Annotated in this window: 14 protein-coding genes; 7 read left to right on the forward strand and 7 right to left on the reverse strand. The window is 70.1% G+C overall.

Annotated elements, in window-relative coordinates; all coding sequences use genetic code 11:
• Positions 1 to 202: 202 nt before the first annotated feature.
• Positions 203 to 1201: a hypothetical protein gene (locus CMC5_RS13615; RefSeq protein WP_050430820.1), complete on the reverse strand. Its 999-nt coding sequence runs from the start codon at positions 1199 to 1201 to the stop codon at positions 203 to 205.
• Between the two features lie 227 nt (positions 1202 to 1428).
• Here CMC5_RS13615 and CMC5_RS13620 point away from each other — a divergent pair, with 227 nt between their 5' ends.
• The 3 genes from CMC5_RS13620 to CMC5_RS13630 all read left to right on the forward strand — a co-directional run bounded on the left by CMC5_RS13620 (position 1429) and on the right by CMC5_RS13630 (position 5450).
• Complete coding sequence (locus tag CMC5_RS13620; RefSeq protein ID WP_050430821.1) at positions 1429 to 2724, forward strand: PHD finger domain-containing protein; 1296 nt, start codon at positions 1429 to 1431, stop codon at positions 2722 to 2724.
• Between the two features lie 41 nt (positions 2725 to 2765).
• On the forward strand, positions 2766 to 4037 hold the full coding sequence (locus tag CMC5_RS13625; RefSeq protein ID WP_050430822.1) for a hypothetical protein: 1272 nt from the start codon (positions 2766 to 2768) through the stop codon (positions 4035 to 4037).
• A 159-nt stretch (positions 4038 to 4196) separates the two neighbouring features.
• Positions 4197 to 5450 (forward strand): oxygenase MpaB family protein, encoded by a 1254-nt coding sequence (locus tag CMC5_RS13630; RefSeq protein ID WP_050430823.1) that lies wholly within the window; start codon positions 4197 to 4199, stop codon positions 5448 to 5450.
• A gap of 42 nt (positions 5451 to 5492) precedes the next feature.
• Here CMC5_RS13630 and CMC5_RS13635 read toward each other — a convergent pair whose 3' ends face one another.
• The 4 genes from CMC5_RS13635 to CMC5_RS13650 all read right to left on the reverse strand — a co-directional run bounded on the left by CMC5_RS13635 (position 5493) and on the right by CMC5_RS13650 (position 10777).
• The gene (locus CMC5_RS13635) at positions 5493 to 7484 is read right to left on the reverse strand and encodes a hypothetical protein (RefSeq protein ID WP_050430824.1); all 1992 of its coding nucleotides are present in this window, start codon (positions 7482 to 7484) and stop codon (positions 5493 to 5495) included.
• An 868-nt stretch (positions 7485 to 8352) separates the two neighbouring features.
• A complete protein-coding gene (locus CMC5_RS13640; RefSeq protein ID WP_050430825.1) occupies positions 8353 to 9429 on the reverse strand; it encodes an AraC family transcriptional regulator in 1077 nt (358 codons plus the stop codon).
• 147 nt (positions 9430 to 9576) lie between these two features.
• Complete coding sequence (locus CMC5_RS13645) at positions 9577 to 10188, reverse strand: hypothetical protein (protein ID WP_050430826.1); 612 nt, start codon at positions 10186 to 10188, stop codon at positions 9577 to 9579.
• Positions 10189 to 10240: 52 nt separating this feature from the next.
• A complete protein-coding gene (locus CMC5_RS13650) occupies positions 10241 to 10777 on the reverse strand; it encodes a hypothetical protein (protein ID WP_050430827.1) in 537 nt (178 codons plus the stop codon).
• A gap of 163 nt (positions 10778 to 10940) precedes the next feature.
• On the opposite strand from CMC5_RS13650, the gene CMC5_RS13655 reads away from it, so the two are divergent.
• Positions 10941 to 12566: a VWA domain-containing protein gene (locus CMC5_RS13655; protein ID WP_050430828.1), complete on the forward strand. Its 1626-nt coding sequence runs from the start codon at positions 10941 to 10943 to the stop codon at positions 12564 to 12566.
• On the opposite strand, the gene CMC5_RS13660 is transcribed toward CMC5_RS13655, so the two are convergent.
• Positions 12551 to 13492, reverse strand: a complete 942-nt coding sequence (locus CMC5_RS13660; RefSeq protein WP_050430829.1) for a terpene synthase family protein — start codon at positions 13490 to 13492, stop codon at positions 12551 to 12553. The two genes, CMC5_RS13655 and CMC5_RS13660, sit on opposite strands and share 16 nt — an antisense overlap.
• A 206-nt stretch (positions 13493 to 13698) precedes the next feature.
• Between CMC5_RS13660 and CMC5_RS13665 the strand changes: the two genes are divergently transcribed.
• Both CMC5_RS13665 and CMC5_RS13670 read left to right on the forward strand, forming a co-directional pair.
• Positions 13699 to 15429, forward strand: a complete 1731-nt coding sequence (locus tag CMC5_RS13665) for a cation:proton antiporter (protein ID WP_050430830.1) — start codon at positions 13699 to 13701, stop codon at positions 15427 to 15429.
• A 189-nt stretch (positions 15430 to 15618) separates the two neighbouring features.
• The gene (locus CMC5_RS13670) at positions 15619 to 17022 is read left to right on the forward strand and encodes a DNA topoisomerase IB (RefSeq protein WP_082362465.1); all 1404 of its coding nucleotides are present in this window, start codon (positions 15619 to 15621) and stop codon (positions 17020 to 17022) included.
• Here the strand turns inward: CMC5_RS13670 and CMC5_RS13675 are convergent.
• Positions 16988 to 18343, reverse strand: coding sequence for a hypothetical protein (locus tag CMC5_RS13675; RefSeq protein WP_050430831.1), 1356 nt, complete (start codon positions 18341 to 18343; stop codon positions 16988 to 16990). The two genes, CMC5_RS13670 and CMC5_RS13675, sit on opposite strands and share 35 nt — an antisense overlap.
• A gap of 68 nt (positions 18344 to 18411) precedes the next feature.
• Here CMC5_RS13675 and CMC5_RS13680 point away from each other — a divergent pair, with 68 nt between their 5' ends.
• On the forward strand, positions 18412 to 19146 hold the full coding sequence (locus tag CMC5_RS13680) for a hypothetical protein (protein WP_050430832.1): 735 nt from the start codon (positions 18412 to 18414) through the stop codon (positions 19144 to 19146).
• Positions 19147 to 19148: the final 2 nt, after the last annotated feature.

Genomic DNA, 19148 nt, shown 5'->3' on the forward strand with positions numbered 1-19148 from the left:
GCAGGCCAGGGGACTTGCGCCCGTGGCCCCGGGGGCCTCGCGCCCGTGGCGTGGAGGGAGCCCGAGGTGTCGAAGGAAAACCGAGGCATCGAAAGAAACCGAGGCGCCTCGAACGGCTGCGAGGCGCCTCGTCGACGTCGGGCCGGAGCGGTGTTTGCCGCGCCCGGCTCGAGCGCGCTGCTTCCGCGCAGCGCCTCGTCGCTCAGATCTCGTAGAGCATCTGTTCGAACACGATGATCTTGTGCGACTCGGGCAGCAGGATCACGAACAGGCTGTCCCAGTGGTCCCCGTTCGGGCCCGTCTGGTAAGTCCGGTAATACCGCTTCGCCTGCACCGACTCCGTGCCATTGGAGTAGGTATTCAGCAGCTCCGCGACGACGGGCCGGTAGATCGACGCCAGCGCCTGGTTCAGCCCTGCCGCGTCATACACATCGGGCTGGGGATCGTACTTGTACCGCCAGTAGTGCCCCTGCTTCAGCACCAGCTGCGCCGCGTGGTCCAGCGACGCCTGCCCCGTGTATTGCCACCCGAAATCGTACCGGGTCATGTCCGCGTCGGCCCCGTCCCGCCACACGCCCGCCAGCAGCGTCTCGATGTGCGGCGCGATGGCTTCCTCCACCCAGATGTTCGGCGCGTTGCTCGGCGCCGGCCCGACGTTCGCCGGCAGGCACGACCAGCCCACACAGCGCGGCTGCAACCGGAACTGCTTCCCGGCTCCTGCGTCCGCACCGACCACCGCCAGGTACTCCCCGCCGGCCTCCAGCGACGCCAGCTTGATCCGGCTCAGCTCCCCGTAGCCGTCGTCGTCATCGAGCGCGACCGGCGTCGTCCCGTAGCTCCCGCTCGCATCCTTCGGCCCGTACAGGAACAAGCTCGTGTCCAGCCCCCTCGAGCTCCCGAGCTGCGTCACCTCGACCTGGACCTGCGAATGCGCCGGAATCGTGACCGCGAACGAATAGAACTGCGGATTCGTCGTGAAATAGGTCTGCACTGCGCCTTCGAGCGCCAGCGGCCCGAGGTACGTCGTGCTGTCGAGGATGTTCCCGGACCCCGGAGCTGGCGGCGTCGTCAGCACGGCCTCCGTGCTCTCGCCCACCACCTCGAACGTCCCCTCGTCCTCCACGCCGGCACACCCACCCAGCACGGCCAGCGGCAGCGCGCACAGCAGCGCTCTCATCCACACCCGATCCTGACGCATCATCGCATCGACCCTTGCGCCAGAGAGGACGAATCACCGGGCACGATACCTCGGCTGCCGCTCTGGCCATCTGACGCCTGTCTCACCAGCCGCCCATCGATTCAAGCGAAATTTCGGTGACATCTCCTCGTCACGAGACATCCCCCCGATCACGCCGTGCAGCGAGGTTCACCCTGGAGCGGAATCGTGTCGCGAGACGCGAATGCGCATCGTGCTACGGTCCGTCGACGATGCTGGTCGAGTGCAAATTCTGCGGCGCACCCCTCGACGTGGGCGACACGGATTCCATGGTGAAATGCCGTTACTGCGACAAGACGAGCCAGGTGCGCTCGCTTCGCACGGTCATGCAGCAGACGCCCCAAGGCTGGGCTCCTCCACCCCGGTGGATGCCGCCGGCGCACCTCCACCATCCAGCGAGCCAGCCCCTCCAGTACCACGTCACCACCGTCTCCTCCTCCGCGCCACGCCTCCTCCTCCTCCTCCTGCCCGTGGTGATTACGATGGTTATCGCCATCAGCATCGGCGTCGCGCTCACCCGGAGTGGCCAGCTCGACATCCCTGGCCTGCGCACGGGCGTCGCCCCCGAGAAGCTCCTCGCCCTGACGATGCGCGAGACCCCGACCGAGCTCGCGCGCCTCCTCGACGCCAAGCCCGACGCGCACGGCTTCCTGCTCGTCCCCGTCGCCCACGACGCCGTCGCCTCCGTGACGTTCGGCTGGAAGAAGGCCAGCCCCGATCGCGTCGAGACCATCTCTCTCCACATGCGCAAACCCGAGCAGCACGACGCGGCCATCCGCAAGCAGCTCACCGAGATCTTCGGCCGCCGCTACGAGCCGCCCATGTTCCTGTGGGAGTACACCTCCATGCACTGGCTGCCGGAGGCCCAGGTGCTCAACATCAACGTGCCTGCCTCGCTGCCCATCTACGGTGACAACCCCTTCCGCGAGGAACAGCTCGCCGCCCTCTGGAGCGTCGCCAAGGTCCTCGCCTTCCAGCAGCGCACCCCGGTGGATCCTGCGCTCCTCCGCGACGCCCTCGGCACCGGCTACCCCCTCGCCACACTCGCCACCCTCGACCCGCAGACCAGCGTCGATCAGAGCGCTACCGCCATGAAGGCCCTCTTCAAGGGCACTTACCCCAAGCTCCACATCGACATGGACTACGCCGTCGCCCTCGCACACCCCCTGTACGGCGAGGCCATCGTGAGCTGGGACAACAAGCGCTCCGGCGTCTTGAAGCATGTCCGCCTGACCCCACCTCCGCGGAAGCAGAAGTTCCCCGATCCCTCCGTGCTCGTCGCCTGCGCCACCACGATGCTCGGCCCACCGCAGAACGTCTCCGAGGGCAACGCCCTCCGCGGCGACCAGAAGACCTACCGCTTCCGCGTCGCGAGCGGCGGCAGCGTCGACGTCTTCGAGGCCATGGTCACCGTCCAGCTCGCTCACGCCTCGAAGTCGCCCATGTCGACCGCCGATTTCCAGCGTCTCCTTCGCGGCTTCGACGCTTGCGGCAAGACGTCGGGCTGAGCACCCGGCCTCGCAGCGCGCCGTGGTAGCTTGCTCCCGTCATGCTGGTCGAATGCAGGTTCTGCGGTGCTCCTCTCGATGTCTCCGGCACCACGCCGCTCGTGAAGTGCCGTTACTGCGAGAAGACCAGCCAGCTCCGCTCCCTGCGCACGATGGTCCCCCGGACCCCTCCGAACTGGACGCCACCGCCGCAGTGGACGCCGCCTCCCCACCTGCACTTCCCGACCACCAAGCCGCTCGCATACCACCATGATTTCGTCCGGATGCAGTACGTCGTCGTGCTCGGCGTCATGCTCCTCGCCCTGGTGGTCGGCCTGCTGTCGTCCGGAGGCACCAGCAAGAAGCGCCCGCACAGGGGCGTGAAGCGCGAGACGATCCTCAGCACGCCGATGCGTGGCGGATGCGTCGTGGCCGAGGCGAGTACCCATGTTTCTCCGGATGCGAAGGGAGAGATTCATGTCGAGGTCGACGACGACCTCGTGCCACGGATGACGTTCCAGTGCTCCCCGGAGAAGGTCGAGCCCCTGCAGCGCATCTCGATCCACCTGCGCGACGCCCGGAAGCACGACGCGCGCATCCAGACGCGGCTCCGCGCACTCTTCGGACGCCGGTTCTTGCAGTCCTCGCTCTCGTGGGAAGGAGCGAGTGTGCAGTGGCTCCCCGAGCTGGGCTTGCTGACCGTCGATGTCAAACGGACGCTGGACGACGGCAGCGAGAACCCTCACCGCGTCCAGCAGATCGAAGCCCTCTGGGGGCTCGCCAAGGAGCTCGCGTTCCAGGCGCCCGCGACGCTCGATCCGCAGACCGTGCGCGATTACCTCGGCGGAGGCTACGCGCTGAGCGCCCTCGCCACGCTGGATCCGAAGACCCCGGTCGAGCGCAGCGTGAGCACCTTGAGTGCTCGTTTCCGCGGCCTCCACACGAGGACCCTCGGCGACCTCCACGGCTTCGTCGAGGAGGAGCAGCGGCTCGCCATCGACCACCCCTGGTTTGGACTGGCCACCTTGCGGTGGGATGGCCGTCCAGGCAGCCCCTTGAAGACCATCAGCTTGTTCCCTCCCACGCTCCTTCAGGGGGTGTACGTCCAGCGGGGCGCCATCGACTGCCTGACCCGCCTGCTCGGCCCACCGGAGGCACCCAGCAGCCGCAAGTCGTTCTCGGGTCAGGGAGCTGTCTTCACCTGGCCGGGCGAGGGAAACTACAGCGTGGCGGCGCTGGAGACGTCGTTGGTGATCGACGCGCGCGCAGCCTCCAGCGCCGGGTTCCAGCGCATCCTGAATGGCTTGAGCGCCTGCGGCCAGCCTGTGCGCTGAGCCCTACTTCGCCCACCCTCCAGCCCCTCGCGCCCACCCTCCAGCCCCTCGCGCCCACCTCGTCGCCAACGCCCAGCGCGGGATGCTCTCCCCGCGCAGAGCATTGACCGCTCGTGTCCGCGCCTGCACTGTGGAGATCCACGGACCGGGGGGCGCAGCGTGGAACAGCAAGCCGTTACCGATCGAATTCCTACGGAATTTCGCTACTGGGACAACCTCTCGACGCCGAAGGCGCAGCGGTTACGAGGCATCCTCGGCGCGCTCTTCGGGGTCGACCCCAAGCTCACCGACGAGACGGTGCGTACCTACGCCCGCTCGTACTACGACGCCGATCCCCTCGCCGAGTCCGTCGTCGACGAGGTGTACCTCCCGCGCGGCCAGGCCGCCGGCCGGCGCCTCTTCGACCAGGCCCTCGCCTGCGGTGTCGACGCCATCCCGGACGCGCCCCCCTCGCTCCGGCGCCTCTTCGAGGACCTGGAGACTCCACCCCCCTGGCTGGACGAGCAGCGCGTCGCGCTGGGCGCCCGCGTCTTCCGTCGCTATGGCACCCACCTCTACTCGTTCGCTGGCGCCATCACCCTCGAAGGCTACCGAGAGAGTTCGGTCGCCAAGCCGCTCGTGCTCACCGGCGCCTACACCGGCAGCTCCGCCAACCGCCGCTTCCTGGAGACCGCCGCCTTCTGGACCGACGTCTCCGAGCCTGGCGGCCTCGATCCTGGATGCCGCGGCCGCGAGACGGCCCTCCACGTGCGCATGATGCACGTCTTCGTCCGCAAGCGCCTCCTCGCCCATCCCCAGTGGCAGCTCGGGGCCTGGGGCGTCCCCATCAGCCACGGCGACGCCCTCCTGACCCTCCTCGGCGGCAGCTTCGTGCCCGGCTACGCCCTCAAGCTGCTCGGCTACCGCACCTCGCGCGAGGAGATCGAGGCGATGATGCACTTCTGGCGCTACGTCGGCCACCTCATGGGCGTGCAGCCCCGGTGGTTCCCCGAGACCGTCGAGCAGGCCTTGGGCCTGCTGTTCACCTCGATGATCAAGGGCGCCCAGCGCTCCGGGGACGACGGCGTGCTCCTCGCCCGCTCCTACCTCGCCTCGTACGCGCCCACCGCCGCCGACCGCTGGTTCACCGCCTGGAGAAAGCGCTGGGAGCACAAGCTCCAGCTCGGCTACGTCAGCTTCTTCCTCCCGCCCCCCAGCTACGCCCTCTACGGCCTCCCGCGCCCCGGCCTCTGGCGCTTCCACCCCTTGCTCCAGGCCCCCTTCGTCTTCGCCCGCGAGACTGCGCGCCAGCACCTCCCTCGCCTGGACGACTGGCTCGACGAGCGCGCGCGCCGCGAGACCCGCGACTGGGTCGACGCGCGCCTCGGCCCCCGCCGCGCCGAGTACCGCGCCGCCGAGCCAATCCGGCCGTGAGCCGAGCTGCTCCGGCCGGCGTTCGGTCGCGTGGCGGGACGATCAGCCGCCCAGCAGCACAGCGTCCGGGACCAGCATGCAGGTCCACCGCGCCTCACCGTGGAGGTGGCTCAGCATGCTCATTCCATCGGTCACCCGGCTCGGGACGACGAGGTGGACGTCGACGCTGGCGACGTCGCAGCTGTTCATCAGCTTGTGCAATGGCAGCGTCACCTGCTGCACCGTGTCGACGGCGGTCATCCCGCTCGTGAGCAGCGAGGGCAGGTGCGCATGGCCACGATAGAAGCGGAGCGTGTAGGGGACGGGTCTCGTGGGGTGCGCGGCGGTGAACCGGAGGGTCACCGTATCGCCCTGCTTGTCGTGGTAGCCCACGCAGCCGCAGTGGGTCTGCGCCGCCGTGCCATTGAGCAGCATCCCCTCGAACCCGGCGTCGCACCGCGCATTGTCGATGCGCAGGCGCCGCGAGGCCGCGGCGAATGCAACGCCACGCTCGTCGAACAGCTCGACGCGCAGCGTGGCCATTCCATTCGGCACCCGCGTCGAGTCGATCCTCGCGGCGAGGGACAGGCTCTGCCAGCCATCCTCCTCCCTGCGCAGGGCGTGGAGGTGCGACTGCCCGCCGACGCAGTGGACCGGGATGTCCGTCGCCACCCAGCTCGCGGTCGCGTCGCGCTTGAGCTCGGGGCTACCGTCGTGCCTCACCAGGGCCGCGCCCTCGGCGAGGGACACGCGGTAGTAATGGGCACCGGCCTGCCGCGCCCGGAGGTGATCGAGCGTGACGACCAGCGTGCCCCCGAAGGCGACGTTCTCGACCTTGAACGGAGCGCCCATCAGGTGCGACGTGTCCGCCTTTCCCTCGTGCTCTCCGCTCGGGACGACGCATTGAAATGGGACGAGCCCGATGCCGAAGCCAAAGTCGGCGGGGGGGGCGGTCTCGAGGCGGCCAATGCCCTCCTGGCTGGCGACGAACCACTGACCTGGTGTGAGTTCCTCGGCGCTCCAGGGGTCCTGGGTCGCGCCGTCCATGAGCACCTCGGCGTGAGGCTCGTCCCCGGTCAACCCGCTCACGCGGAGGAGCTGGTTCGCAGGGCTGCGCCGCGTGAGCAGGAGGCTCGCTCGACGCGGGTCTGCCCAGCGCAGGAAGCCCACGTCCCCCAGGCCTTCCAGGAGGACCGCGCGCCGGCCTCCCGTGATGCGCAGCAAGCGCCCGCCCTGGCCTTGCTCGGCGACATAGAAGGTCTCGCCGTCCGCCGCGACGAGCAGCCCGACCCCCTGCGCAATGCCTGCATGAATGCGGCTCGGCGAGCGCCGCTGGCGCGGATCGATCTGCCAGATGCCCGCGTCGTCCACCACGTAGAGCAGATCCCCGTGCGCGGCGATCTGGTGCGGGCTGCTCATGCCGTCGAAGAGCACGTGGGCACCTGGCGGGGCCTGCGCATCGAAAGGAATGTAGAGCAGCGCCCCGCTGTCGAGCGTCACCCCGTGGTGCCCGTCGTGCTGCGTCAGCGCGCGAGGACCAGGTAGCCCCGACAGGACATCCATCGGCTCGCGGTGGAGCTGATAGGTCACCCAGTCCGCCTTCGTGAGGCCGTCGACGAGATCCTTGTAGATCCGGACGATGGCGTGGTGCCCGAGGCGCACGGTCTTCACCGCGTAGTACCGCCCTCGCTCCGATTGCCCGTCCTCGGTGAGCGGCGCCGAGCTGTAGCTGCACGTCCGCAGCTTCTCCGGGTCGACGTGGGCGAGGTCGGGCGGTGGCTCCTCGAGTTCGCAGAGCAGCGCGCCGTTCAGCCGGGTGATGCTCCCACCCGCGCGGCGGAGGCTCGCGGACCCCTCGTCGAGCCGGAGGGTCGTGCCCACGGTGAACGCCGCGCCAGCGCCTTCGGAGACGATGGCGTGCGGAGGGACGAGGACCTTCTTGATCCTCCCCGCGCCAGCGCCGTCGGTTTGCAGGAAATAGAGATAGTCGTCGCTGGAAGCATGGAATGTCCCGCGCGCGCCCGATAACGGCGGCGCGAACTGCGTGTACGCCATGGTGGTCCCCCCCCGAGTCCGCTGAAGTCGACAGGCTCTCGATGCGCCGATGGTTCTGGATCCATGCCGCGAGCGCCTGGGGGCGCACACGACGGCGCTGTGCCGTCACGTCATGGCCACGATGCCTCCCCTCATCGTGAACGCTTCAGTGTAGGTCGTGCAGGCGGTTGCTCAATGTCGAGGGAATCGGAGTCGACCCGATTGTTCGGCCATCGAGGACGGTGGGGCAGGTGAGCTGGGTGAGGCCATGGTCTTCCTGGACCCGCCGCGGAGCCTGAAGGAGGCGAAACTGGGTGCGTCAGCGGCCGACGGTCGCGGTGCCGGAGCGAAACGAGGGGGGCGGCGGCCGACGACCGGGGTGCTGGAGCGAAACTGGGGCCGTCGGCGGGACAGGGGAAGTTTCGCTCGTCAACTGGGTCGGTCGGCGGGCGACGCCCCCAGTCTCGCTCCGGAACTGTCGGTCGCAACGGGGGACGACGCCCCCCGTGGAGAGGTGAAACTCCCCTCGTCGGGGGGTGATGGTCGGCGTTGTGTCGGGGAACTCACCCCGTCGGCGTCGCCCAGGGGAGTTTCCTGGCGAAACTGGGTGCGTCGGCGTTGCCAGGTCGGGTTGCACGGTGAAACTGGGTGCGTCGGCGGCCGTCGGGCGCAGGAGGAGAGGTGAAAACGCCATCGTCGACGGAATGTCAGTGGCCGTCTCCGAGCGAAACTCACGACGTCGGCGAGCGATGCACGCGTGCGAAGGGGCTGACCGCCAGCGGTTGGCACGCGGGGTGATGAACGGGGGCGGTTGGTACGGGAGTGAAAGACGGAGGGCTGCTGGCAGAGCGGTGGGTGAGCCGGTGGGTGAGTGTGCTGGTGTGAGTCGCTACCCGGGAGGTGGGGAGGAGGGGGACGAGCGGCTCGACCCGTCGCGCTGGGCGGTGGCGCGCTCGCGGTACTTGCCCGGGGGGATGCCGCACCAGCGCTTGAAGGCGCGGGTGAAGGTGCTCACGTCGGAGAAGCCGAGGAGGAAGGCGACGTCGGGGATCGCGATCTTGCCTTCGCGGAGGAGCTGCTCGGCGCTCTCGCGGCGGACCTCGTCGAGCAGGTCGCGGAAGCTCACGCCTTCGGCGGCGAGGTGGCGGCGGAGGCTGCGCTCGCTGGTACCGAGGCGGCGGGCGATGGTGTCCGTGGTGGGCTCGCCGGCGTTCATCTCCAGGGCGATGGCGTCGCGGACGCGATCGGGGAGGGCGGTCGCGGCGCGGGTCCGACGGCGCAGCTCTTCGGCGTGGTTCACGAAGAAGGCGGAGAGGGCGGCGTCGGCGCCGCGCGGGGTCTTGGCGAGGAGCGCGCGGTCGAACGAGAAGCTGTCCGTGGGGGCGCCGAACTCGATGGTGGTGCCGAAGAAGCGCTCGTGCGCGGAGACGTCCCGAGGGGCAGGGTGCCGGAAGGTGACCCGGGTGGGGGTGAGGCTGGGAGTGGACGACTCGCGAAAGCAGTGGAGGCAAGAGCAGAGGGAGAGCTCGGCGGCGAGGCGCTCTCCGAGGCTGAAGGTGGAGGCCGCCGTGGCGTGGATGGTGGCTTCGTTGGGGCCGCTGGGATCGTCGAGCTGCCAGCTCGCGTTGTCGGAGAGCAGCACGGCGTAGCGGGTGAGGCGTTCGAGGGCTTCACGGCCGCTCTTGCTGGTGGCGATGACGAAGCCCATCACGTGCAGTTCTTCGAGCCGCATCCCCTGCGCGACGTGGACGGGGAGGCCAGGGTCGTCGAACGTGCGCGCGAGGTAGGCGAGCAGATCGGCGTAGGCCTGGAGGGGAATGCGGCGCTCGATGGACTTGAGTTCGTCGGGCCGGAGGTGGACGCGCTCGCAGAGGACCCGTGGCTCGATGCCTCGCGCTGCGGCGTAGCGGACGAGCTTGCCGACGTGGATCGCCGACGTGGTGAGCGAGGGCCGGCGCACGCTCATGGTCGCGCCACGCTACCACGCACGGCCGGGAGGGACCTCGGGCGGAGCGAGGGAGCACGATGTCGACCCTCCGTAGATGCAGGAATCCGGGGACGCAGGAAAAGAGAAGGTCGCGCCCCGAGGTGCGCGGTGTGCGCAGGCCGCCGCTTATTTCGTGAGCACCGAGCCGTAGGAGATCGTGGCCTTGGCGGTCTGCGCCTTCACGGTCTCCCAGGGGACGGGGATCTGGTCGGCGCCGAGTTCCCAGCTCGTGACGAGGCCGGCCGACGTGACGGTGTTGGCCTCGCTCATCGCGGCGATGTGGGCGTCGGTGACGACGAAGGCCATCATGGACTCTTCGTCCTTCCAGACGCTGATGGTGCGTCCGTAGCCGCACGACTGGGAGAGGGCGAGCTGGTAGCCGATGAGGCCCGGCTGGTCGGCGAGCTGGTTGGTGAGCGGCGTCATCAGCCCGAAGAAGCGGTTCATCTGGTCGGCAGGGATCGAGACCAGGGTGCTGCTGGCGATGTAGCGCTCCTGCGGGGGCTCCGTGAAGCCGCCGTTCGTCGGGTCGTAGCCGGGGCCGGCGAAGGCACCGGGGAAGATCATGTCGCTGTCGTCGCACGGAAAGATGGCCGCGCCGGTGAGGTCGGGCTCGGGCTCGGGTTGCCCGCCGGTCGTCTTGCCCTGACCGTCGTCGCTGGAGCTGCAGGCAGTGAGGGCACAGAGGCCGAGCGAGAGGGCGACGAGCGGGAGTGCGTGGCGGATGGTGCGGTGCATGCGGGTCCTCGGGGGTGTTGGGTCTGCGGTGCGGAACATCGCGGCGATGCGATCAGTCGCGGCGCGAGACGATCCCGAAGAGCAGCTCGGGGAACGTGCGCTGGAGGCGGTTGGATCGAAAATCGGTGCGTCGGCCCATGCTGCGGAGCTTCACGGGCGTGCCGGTGGGATGGCCGGCGCCGAGGGAGACGATCCAGACGAGGTCGCCGTCGTCACGGCGGACGGCGTGGTAGACGTACGAGCCGGTGGTGATGCGCTCCTCGACGCGGCCGGTGCTCGGCGCGCCGTCGGCAGGGGTGCGCTCGAGGGCGCCGAGGGGATTGGCACCGTCAGGCGATGGGCTGCTCAGCGATGCCCGCGCTGGCGCGTCAGGCGATGGGCTGCTCAGCGATGCCCGCGCTGGCGCGTCAGGCGATGTGCCGTCCGGTGCGAGGGGCGCCTCGCGCGGTGCCGAGGGGGGCGTGGTGGCGCTGGGATCGGCGCTGGCGAAGGGGGTCGGCTGGAGGCTGACGAGCGCGGCGAGAGAGGCCGCGGCAGCAGCGAGCCCGAGCAGCAGTCGCTCGTGGCGCGGTGAGCGGGGTCGCTTCATACGCCGGGAAACCTAGGCCGTACGCGCGGCCTGAACCTTCACCGGAGCGGCCAAGCTCTTTGCAGTTCCGGCCACGCCGAGGGGGTCGATCGGTCGCCGTGTGCGGCGTGGGGCGCAGGGGGTGCGCTTGGGAGGGGTCGGGTCTTGGGGTAACCTGATTCTCATGGCCTCTCCTGCCCTCGCTCTGTCGATCGTCCTGGATCAGCGCGGTCTTCTCCCGGCGACGCCCGTGCAGGCACACCTCGTCGCAGAGCTGCGCGCGCTGGGGGGCGGGGTGGAGCGCGCGAGGCCGCCGCTGTCGGTGATCTTCGCGATCGACGTGTCGGGCTCGATGGTCGGGCCGCCGCTGGAGCACGCCGCGCGGTCGATCGAGCGGCTGGTGGAGCTGCTGGAGCCCACCGATCGGGTGGGGGTGGCGGCGTTCTCGGACGAGGCGAGCGAGGTCGTGCCGGTCGCGCGGCTCGACGCGGAGGCGAGGCGGTCGATCAGCGGGCAGGTGCACAAGCTCGAAGCGGGCGGCGGGACGAACGTGGAGGCGGGCCTGTCGCTGGCGCGGTCGATGATGCCGCCCCGAGGCGTCCACGAGCGGCAGCTCATCCTGTTGCTGAGCGATGGCGCCCCGAACCGGGGGAGGGTGGCCGTGGAGGAGCTGGCTGCGGTGACGCGCGGGTTCCGGCCCGAGGTGGTGGTCTCGACGCTCGGCTACGGGGCGCATCACCACGAGGACGTGCTGGCGCGGATCGCGGACGCGGGCGCGGGGCGCTACCACTTCATCGCGGATCCGGCGGTGTGCTCGGTCGAGCTGGCGCAGGCGCTCGGGGTGCAAGGGGACGTGGCCGCGGAGGCGATCGAGCTGTCGCTGTCGCCGGGAGAAGGGGTGGAGCTGTCGCGGTTCCACGGGAGCCGGGAGCTGCGGTTCGGGGCGAGTGGGGTGCGGGTCGCGGTGCCGGATCTGCTGCACGGGGGGAGGGCGGTGACGGTGGCCGAGCTGTCGCTCACGCCGCCGCGGGAGGCGGGGGTCTGGAAGCCGCTGCTGGCGACGGTGACGTTCCGGCGCGCAGGGGAGCGGGAGACGCAGACGATCGCGGCGACGCTGGAGGTGCCCGTGGGGGTGACGGTGACGGGGCCGAACCCGGAGGCGCGGGCCGAGGTGCTGATCGCGCAGGCGGACGAGGCGCGGGTCGAGGCGCGGCGTCAAGCGGACCGGGGTCAGTTCGAGGGAGCGGCGGCGGTGCTGCGGGGGATGATCGGCACCATCGAGGCGGAGCCGGGGCGGGGACGCGGGGATGGCTCTGCGCTCGACGAGGCGCTGGAGCAGCTCGTGGACGAGGCGGTGGCGATGGAGCGCAAGCCGAGCCGCGAGGCGTACTGCGCGTTCCGGAAGGCGCAGGTGCAGAGCCGGTCGCTGGCCGAGGGGGCCGAGTCGTACGCGTCGTCGCCGATGAGCGCGAGGATGGTGGAGAGCGTGGCCGGGGCGCTCCCCAGGGCGTCGCTGGTGGTGGTCGAGGGCGATGAGCCGGGCAAGCGGTTCCCCCTTTCGCAGCCGCGCAACACCATCGGTCGGACGCAGGCGGCGCAGGTGCGGATCGTCGACGTGAACGTGTCACGGATGCACGCGATGATCGTGGGGCAAGAGGGGAAGTTCTTCGTGTCCGATCTGGGGAGCACGAACGCGACGTGGCTGAACGGGGAGGTGCTGGAGAAGCCCGTGCCGCTCGGCCCTGGCGACGTGCTGCGGATCGGTGACGTGGAGCTGCGGTACGAGGAAGGCGCTCAGTCGTCCTTGTAGCGAGCGGCACGCTCGGACCAGTCGCCGTTCGCGCGCATCCACGAGCGCAGGCCGGCGGTGAGGCGGGCGAGGTGCGAGGCCACGGGCTCCTCGAAGGCCGTGAGGCTGCGTTCGAGGGAGAGGTAGGTGGCGAGCTCGGCGTCGTGCAGCGCGGCGGCGCGGTGGAGGGCGTCGTTCAGGGAGCAGCGCTGCTCGTGCTGGATGAGGATCACCAGGTTGTTCACGTCGCCGTGGCGGATCTCCTTGCCCAGGGAGAGGATGTCGTTGGAGTAACAGATGACCCGGTTGGCCGCGAGCTGAGTGGCCTGCACGAGGGGGTGCGCGTGGAGCCGCTCCGGCAGGTCGACCTGGTTGGTGAGGTAGATGAGGTCGAAGCAGGGGATGACGGCGCCGGTGAACGGGCGCATGGCCACGTACTCGGCAACGCAGGGGACGTTGTGTCGGCGGCGGTTCTCGCACTCCCAGCGGTTGGCCTCGAAGTAGGCGCTGACGTCACGGCAGAAGCGCTCGAGCAGCGGCGCGGAGGCGAGCTTCGCGAGGCGGACGAGGATGTCCTCCAGGGCGTGGACGAGCGGGACGTCGTCGGGCCGAGCGTGCGCTCCGCCGAGGATGCTGTCGAAGCGCGTGTGCAGGTGCGCCACCTGGGTGGTCTCGCGTCCGAGCAGGGTCTCGTCGAGCTGGTCGTCTGCGAGGAAGAGCCACGCGAGAAAGCAAGAGGCGAGATCGAGCTGCTCCTCGGAAGCCGTGGGATAGATGCGCCCACCGAACCACCCATACTCCTCGTGGCGTCGCTGTGCGGCCGGCTCGGTGGGCATGATGCCGACCCGGTGCGTCCAATCGATGGTGGCTCGATTGATCGGCTCAGCGAGCGGGTGGAGCGCAGGAGGGAAGGGATAGCTCAACAGGGGCCGGCCGTTGGTTTCCATGGGTTGACTGCATGAGCAGTTATCCCAGGTATTTCCCTCGAAAAGGCGAGATCTCGACGCCGCGAACGTCGTTGTTTCGACGAGATGTGTAGGCGCCAACCGAAACGGGTCGAGCCGCTGTCCTCGGCGGATGACAGTGTCACCCCAAAAGAGTGTTTGGCCCGTCCGCCCGCGGAAGGTAGACCATTCAACCGGTAGAGCGAACGATGCCGCACAACCTGGATCTCATCTTCACGCTGACGGGAGGGCTCACCGCCGCTCTGGTGCTGGGCTTCATCACCCACCGACTTCGGCTCTCGCCGATCGTGGGATACCTGCTCGCCGGGATCGCGGTGGGCCCCTTCACGCCGGGGTACGTGGCCCACGGTGGAATCGCCGAGCAGTTTGCGGAGCTGGGGGTGATCCTGCTCATGTTTGGCGTGGGGCTGCACTTCCACCTGAAGGAGCTCCTGGCCGTGCGTCGGGTGGCCCTCCCGGGTGCGATCGTGCAGAGCGCCGCAGCGACGGCACTCGGGGTGGTGGTGGCGCAGTTCGCTGGCTGGGGTACGGCGGCGGGTGTGGTGTTCGGTCTTGCCATCTCGGTGGCGAGCACCGTCGTCTTGCTGCGCGTGCTGGCGGACTACGACGTGCTCCACACGCCAGCCGGGCACGTGGCCGTCGGCTGGCTGGTCGTCGAGGATGTGTTCACCGTGCTCGTGCTGGTGATGCTGCCCGTCGTCACCGGCCCCGAGGCGAGCGGCGATCTGAAGGGGATCTTGCTCTCCGTGGGGGCGGCGATCCTGAAGATCGGCGTGCTCATGGCCTTCACGCTGATCGTGGGGCAGTGGGTGATCCCGCGTCTGCTCGGGTACGTGGCGAAGACGCGTTCGCGCGAGCTGTTCACGCTCACGGTGCTGGTGCTGGCGCTCGGCATCGCCGTCGGATCGGCGAAGCTGTTCGGCGCGTCGATGGCACTCGGTGCGTTCCTCGCGGGGATGGTGGTCGGCCAGTCGGCGCTCAGCTCCAGGGCGGCGTCGGAGGTGCTGCCGCTGCGTGACGCGTTCGCGGTGCTGTTCTTCGTGTCGGTCGGCATGCTGTTCAACCCGGCAGAGGTGGGGGCTCACCTCGGCCTCGTCGTTGGCACGCTGGCGGTGATCCTGATCGGCAAGCCGGTGGCCGCGTTCGTGGTGGTGGTGCTGCTCGGCTACCCCATGAAGAAGGCGGTCACGGTCGCCGTCGCGCTGGCGCAGATCGGTGAGTTCTCCTTCATCCTGGCCACGCTCGGTCGCAGCCTGGGCGTGCTGCCCGAGCAGGCGATGCCGGCGCTCGTGGTGGCGTCCGTGATCTCCATCACGCTGAACCCGATGATCTTCCGGTACGTCGAGCCGGTCTCGCGCTGGCTGGAGACACGCTGGGGGAACAAGCGGAAGGACGATGAGCCGATGGCCGACATCAAGCACGCAGACCCGGCGCACCGGGCGGTGGTCGTCGGCTACGGTCCGGTGGGCCGCACGCTGACCAAGCTGCTGCGCGAGAACGAGATCGATCCCACGGTGATCGAGCTGAACCACGAGACGGTCCACCGGCTGAACCAGGAGGGGATCCGTGCAGTCTACGGCGACGCGGCGCAGCCGGAGATCCTGGAGCGCGCTGGCATCAAGGAGGCGTCGAGCCTCGTGTTCGCCGCGTCGGGCTCACCGGCCGATGCGGTGATCCTGACGGCGCGCTCGATGAACCCGGACATCCAGGTGCTCGCGCGGACGGCGTTCCTGCGCGAGGTACAGGCGCTGAAGGATGCCGGGGCGTCGGTGGTCACCGTCGCGGAGGCGGAGGTGGCGCTGGCGATGACGGAGCACCTGCTCACCCAGCTCGGCGCGACGGTGGAGCAGCTCGATCGGGCGCGTGAGCGCGTGCGCACCGATCTGGGGTCGCTGGTGGGCGTGAAGGTCGGCGCCTGATCGCGGTCTGCGGTGAGGGGGGGCCACGCGCGTCGGGGGGCGCGCGGTGGGGGGACGCGCGGCGGGCAGGGGGAATGACCGGCTGAACGGGCGCTGCCCGGGGGGGCGACCCGGGGCGCAGCGGCAGCGCAGGCTGTGCCGGCTGCGAGCAGCTCCGCGCGGCGCGAGGCTTGCCTCAGCCGGTGGTCGATGAGGGTCGACCGCCGTCACGCCCGTTCTTTCGCCTCGCGGGGGCGCAGGTCCGAGCCGCGCACCCGGAAGGCGCGGCGCGGCAAGAAGGCGCTGGCGCTGCCGCCTGTGCAGGTGCTGCCCGTGGCCTCGGCAGAGGAGGCCGGGCTCCGCTACGTGACCGACGCCATGTCCGGGCTCCGGCGGATGCGGGCAGGCCGGGGCTTCTACTACGTGGGGGTGAGCGGTCAGCCGGTGCGGGACAAGGCGGAGCTGGCCAGGATCCAGGCGCTGGGGATCCCGCCCGCATGGACCGATGTCTGGATCTGTCCCTTCAGGGACGGGCACCTCCAGGCGACGGGCCGCGATGCGCGGGGGCGCAAGCAGTACCGCTACCACGTGCGCTTCCGTGAGGTGCGGGACGAGACGAAGTACCACCGGCTGCTGTCGTTCGCGGCGGCGTTGCCGGGGATCCGGCGGCGGGTGGAGGAGGATCTGGCGCGGTCGGGGCTGTGCCGTGAGCGGGTGCTCGCGACGGTGGTGCGGTTGCTGGAGAAGACGCTGATCCGGGTGGGGAACGATGAGTACGCGCGGAGCAACGAGTCGTTCGGGTTGACGACGTTGCGGGACGAGCACGTGGAGGTGCAAGGGCCAGAGCTGCGGTTCTCGTTCCGGGGGAAGTCGGGGCGCGATCATGCGATCGGGGTGCGCGACGCGCGGCTGGCGAGGATCGTGAAGCGCTGCCAGGACCTGCCCGGGGAAGAGCTGTTCCAGTACGTCGACGAGGCTGGAGCCCAGCGCGTGATCCACTCGGGGGACGTGAACCAGTACCTGCGGGAGATCTCGGGGCAGGAGTTCACGGCGAAGGATTTCCGGACCTGGGCGGGGACGGTGCTGGCTGCTCAGGAGCTGTCCCGGGTGGGGCCAGCGTCGACGGTGGCGCAGAGCAAGCGGAACGTGGTGGCAGCGATCGACGCGGTGGCGGCGCGGCTGGGCAACACGCGGGCGGTGTGCAAGCGCTGCTATGTGCACCCGCTGCTGCTGGAGGTGTACGCGGAAGGAAAGCTGCCGGTGCCGTCGACGGGCGCCGCAACGGGGGAAGGGGCGGCGACGGCAGAGGTGCGTCGGGCGGTGATCGCAGTGGAGAACGCGCTGCCACCTCACGAGGTGTGGGTGGTGGAGCTGCTGGAGGCGCGGTTGCGTGCGGCGGCGGATGCGCCGTCGCTGGAGGCGCAGCTCGTGAAGAGTGTGCGGGTGACGCGGGTGAAGGCGACGCGAAGGGGGTCGGGGAGGTCGGTGGAGAAGGGGGAGGGAAGGGGACGGGCGTCGAAGGGGCAGGCGGTCGCGAAGTCGCGAGCGACGGCGAAGGGACGGGCGTCGACGAAAGGCGTCAGCGGAACGTCGCGAGGGACGCGACGGCCGTGAAGGCGAGCGCGGTGAGCGCTGCCAGGACGAGGACCCAGAGGGTCTGGTCGATGCCGCCGGTCGCGCCGAGGAGCCGGCGCTGATCCGCGAGGGGGAGGGGCTCGGAGAAGCCTCGCTCGCTGGCTTCCTGGAGGTGCGCAGTGAGGTGGCGTCGAGCGCGGCGCGCGAGGGCGAGCGTGAGAAGCGCTTCGGTGACGGCTGCCACCACGAGGATGAGCAGGCCGAGGCGTCGGGCGTGGGCGGCGCGCTGCTGTTCGTGGGCTTCGACGCGGGGCATGCCGTCCGCGAGCAGGGCGATGGGGGGCGCAGGAACGGCCGGGGTGGTCACGGGGATCGGCCAGGCGAGGGTGGCAGCGCCGCGCTCGTCGGGATCGCTGGCGACGACGATCCAGAGGGGGCTGGGCAAGGGGAAATCGATGGGGAGCTCGCCTTGAGGGAAACCGCCGCGGGCGGCGACGAGGGGGACGATGGCGCCAGCGTGGCGGCCGTGGGGGCCGAGGAAAGAGAGGTAGGCGTGGCGGCGAGGGGCCGGCGCGAGGATGCGGAGGCCTCGAGGGGGGTCGCCGAGGGGGATGAGCCAGAAGGCGCCAGGGACGACGGGGAGGGTGGCTTCCAAGGTGCCGGTGAGGGGCTCCTTGCGGGCGGTGATCGTGAGCTCGAACAGGGGGGCGTGGGGGTTGAGGCCGATGGTGGCGTCGCCGTTGCTGTCGGTGCTGGTGATCAGTGGGTCGACGGCGAGGGGGAAGACGGCGCCGGTGGCGCGGGCTTCGATGGGGATGTCAGGGAGGGGGCGCTGATCGGGGCCGAGGGCGCGGACGCGGAGCTGTGCGGGGAACGGGGCCGCGAGCGCGCCGTGAGCGAGGGTGAGTTCGAGGTGGATGTCGCCGCTCCGCTGGCCGGCGAAGGGAGGGGGAGGAGCAGGGAGCGCGGGGGGAGGAGAGAGGGGAAGCTCCGCGTCGAGGAGGATGCGTTCGTGCTGGGCGATGGTGACGTGGAGCGGGGAAGCGAGTCCGCGGGGCGCAGGGAGTGAGGCTTCGACGATGCCGTCCTGGTTCGTGGGGCCGGTCCAGGTGCCGAGGGAGGTGCCGGCGGCGCGCGCGGTCACGGTGAGGGGCAGGTCGGGTGCTGGCTCGTCGATGCCGAGGCGACGCTGGAGGGCGTGAAGGCGCAGGGCGAGGACTTCGCCTCCCGGGGAAGGGGAGCCCCAGGCGGTGATGCCCGTGACGACGCGGACGCGCCCGGGGCCGAGCATGACGGCCGCGGCGAGCGTGATGGAGATGGCAGGGAGGCCGATCATCACCAGGCGTCCAGCGGTGCCCATGCCGAGAGCATAGCCGGTGCTGGTCGATGCCTTTGCGTTCCGGCGCTGCCTCCGATAGGAAGCCGAGCATGGCAGCCGACAAGCCGACCAAGCGCAAGCGCAAGAGCCCCGGGACCGCCGCCGACGTCGGAGGGGCGTTCCTTCGGCAGCGCAGCGATCCTCGCAAGGAGCGGCGCTTCGAGAACTCGTCGTCGGTGGGGGCGGTGCTGACGATGGTCGGCGGTTCGCTCGCCGCGCTGGCGCTCGGCGCCGGGGTGTTCGGGCAGTGGTTCCGAGGTGATGGGACGACGCCTCATCCCTATGCGCTCCACCTGCTGGGGGCGGGTGTGGCGTTCGCCATCGCGATCTTGCTGTTCGGTCAGTGGGGTTCGCTGCCCGTCCGTGTCGGTGACGCTGGCGTGGCGGTGGAGCGCGGCACCGAGGTGGAGAGGCTGGGCTGGCACGATGTCCAGGGAGTTCTCCTCGGCGGTGGTGCGCTGACGTTCCGGGGGGCGGGCATGAGCATCGTCATCCCGCTGCGCTCTCAGCCGGAAGCAGCGGCGCGGGCGCTGGCCGAGGCGCGCACGCGCATCCCGGCGCGGGTGAAGGAGATCGACGAGAAGGCGCTACCGGCGCCCAGCGACGCAGCCGGTCAGGTGCTCTCCCTCGAGCCTCCGCAGATCGCAGGGCTGCGCTGCAAGTCGAGCGACAAACTGATCTCCTTCGAGCGGGACGCGCGCCTGTGCGGTCGCTGCGGAGAGCTTTACCACAAGGATGACGTGCCTCGGCGCTGTGTGACCTGCGACGCGCCGCTGCTCGGCTGAAC

It is taken from the genome of Chondromyces crocatus (genome assembly GCF_001189295.1).
In the GTDB taxonomy this organism is placed as follows: domain Bacteria; phylum Myxococcota_A; class Polyangia; order Polyangiales; family Polyangiaceae; genus Chondromyces; species Chondromyces crocatus.

Bases quoted from the DNA above. Each gene is read 5' to 3' on its own strand.
- CMC5_RS13655 (WP_050430828.1), top strand. From the start codon at position 10,941: ATGGCCTCTCCTGCCCTCGCTCTGTCGATCGTCCTGGATCAGCGCGGT.
- CMC5_RS13635 (WP_050430824.1), bottom strand. From the start codon at position 7,484: ATGGCGTACACGCAGTTCGCGCCGCCGTTATCGGGCGCGCGCGGGACA.
- CMC5_RS13640 (WP_050430825.1), bottom strand. From the start codon at position 9,429: ATGAGCGTGCGCCGGCCCTCGCTCACCACGTCGGCGATCCACGTCGGC.
- CMC5_RS13665 (WP_050430830.1), top strand. From the start codon at position 13,699: ATGCCGCACAACCTGGATCTCATCTTCACGCTGACGGGAGGGCTCACC.
- CMC5_RS13680 (WP_050430832.1), top strand. From the start codon at position 18,412: ATGGCAGCCGACAAGCCGACCAAGCGCAAGCGCAAGAGCCCCGGGACC.
- CMC5_RS13660 (WP_050430829.1), bottom strand. From the start codon at position 13,492: ATGGAAACCAACGGCCGGCCCCTGTTGAGCTATCCCTTCCCTCCTGCG.
- CMC5_RS13620 (WP_050430821.1), top strand. From the start codon at position 1,429: ATGCTGGTCGAGTGCAAATTCTGCGGCGCACCCCTCGACGTGGGCGAC.
- CMC5_RS13675 (WP_050430831.1), bottom strand. From the start codon at position 18,343: ATGGGCACCGCTGGACGCCTGGTGATGATCGGCCTCCCTGCCATCTCC.
- CMC5_RS13650 (WP_050430827.1), bottom strand. From the start codon at position 10,777: ATGAAGCGACCCCGCTCACCGCGCCACGAGCGACTGCTGCTCGGGCTC.
- CMC5_RS13625 (WP_050430822.1), top strand. From the start codon at position 2,766: ATGCTGGTCGAATGCAGGTTCTGCGGTGCTCCTCTCGATGTCTCCGGC.
- CMC5_RS13670 (WP_082362465.1), top strand. From the start codon at position 15,619: ATGAGGGTCGACCGCCGTCACGCCCGTTCTTTCGCCTCGCGGGGGCGC.
- CMC5_RS13615 (WP_050430820.1), bottom strand. From the start codon at position 1,201: ATGATGCGTCAGGATCGGGTGTGGATGAGAGCGCTGCTGTGCGCGCTG.
- CMC5_RS13645 (WP_050430826.1), bottom strand. From the start codon at position 10,188: ATGCACCGCACCATCCGCCACGCACTCCCGCTCGTCGCCCTCTCGCTC.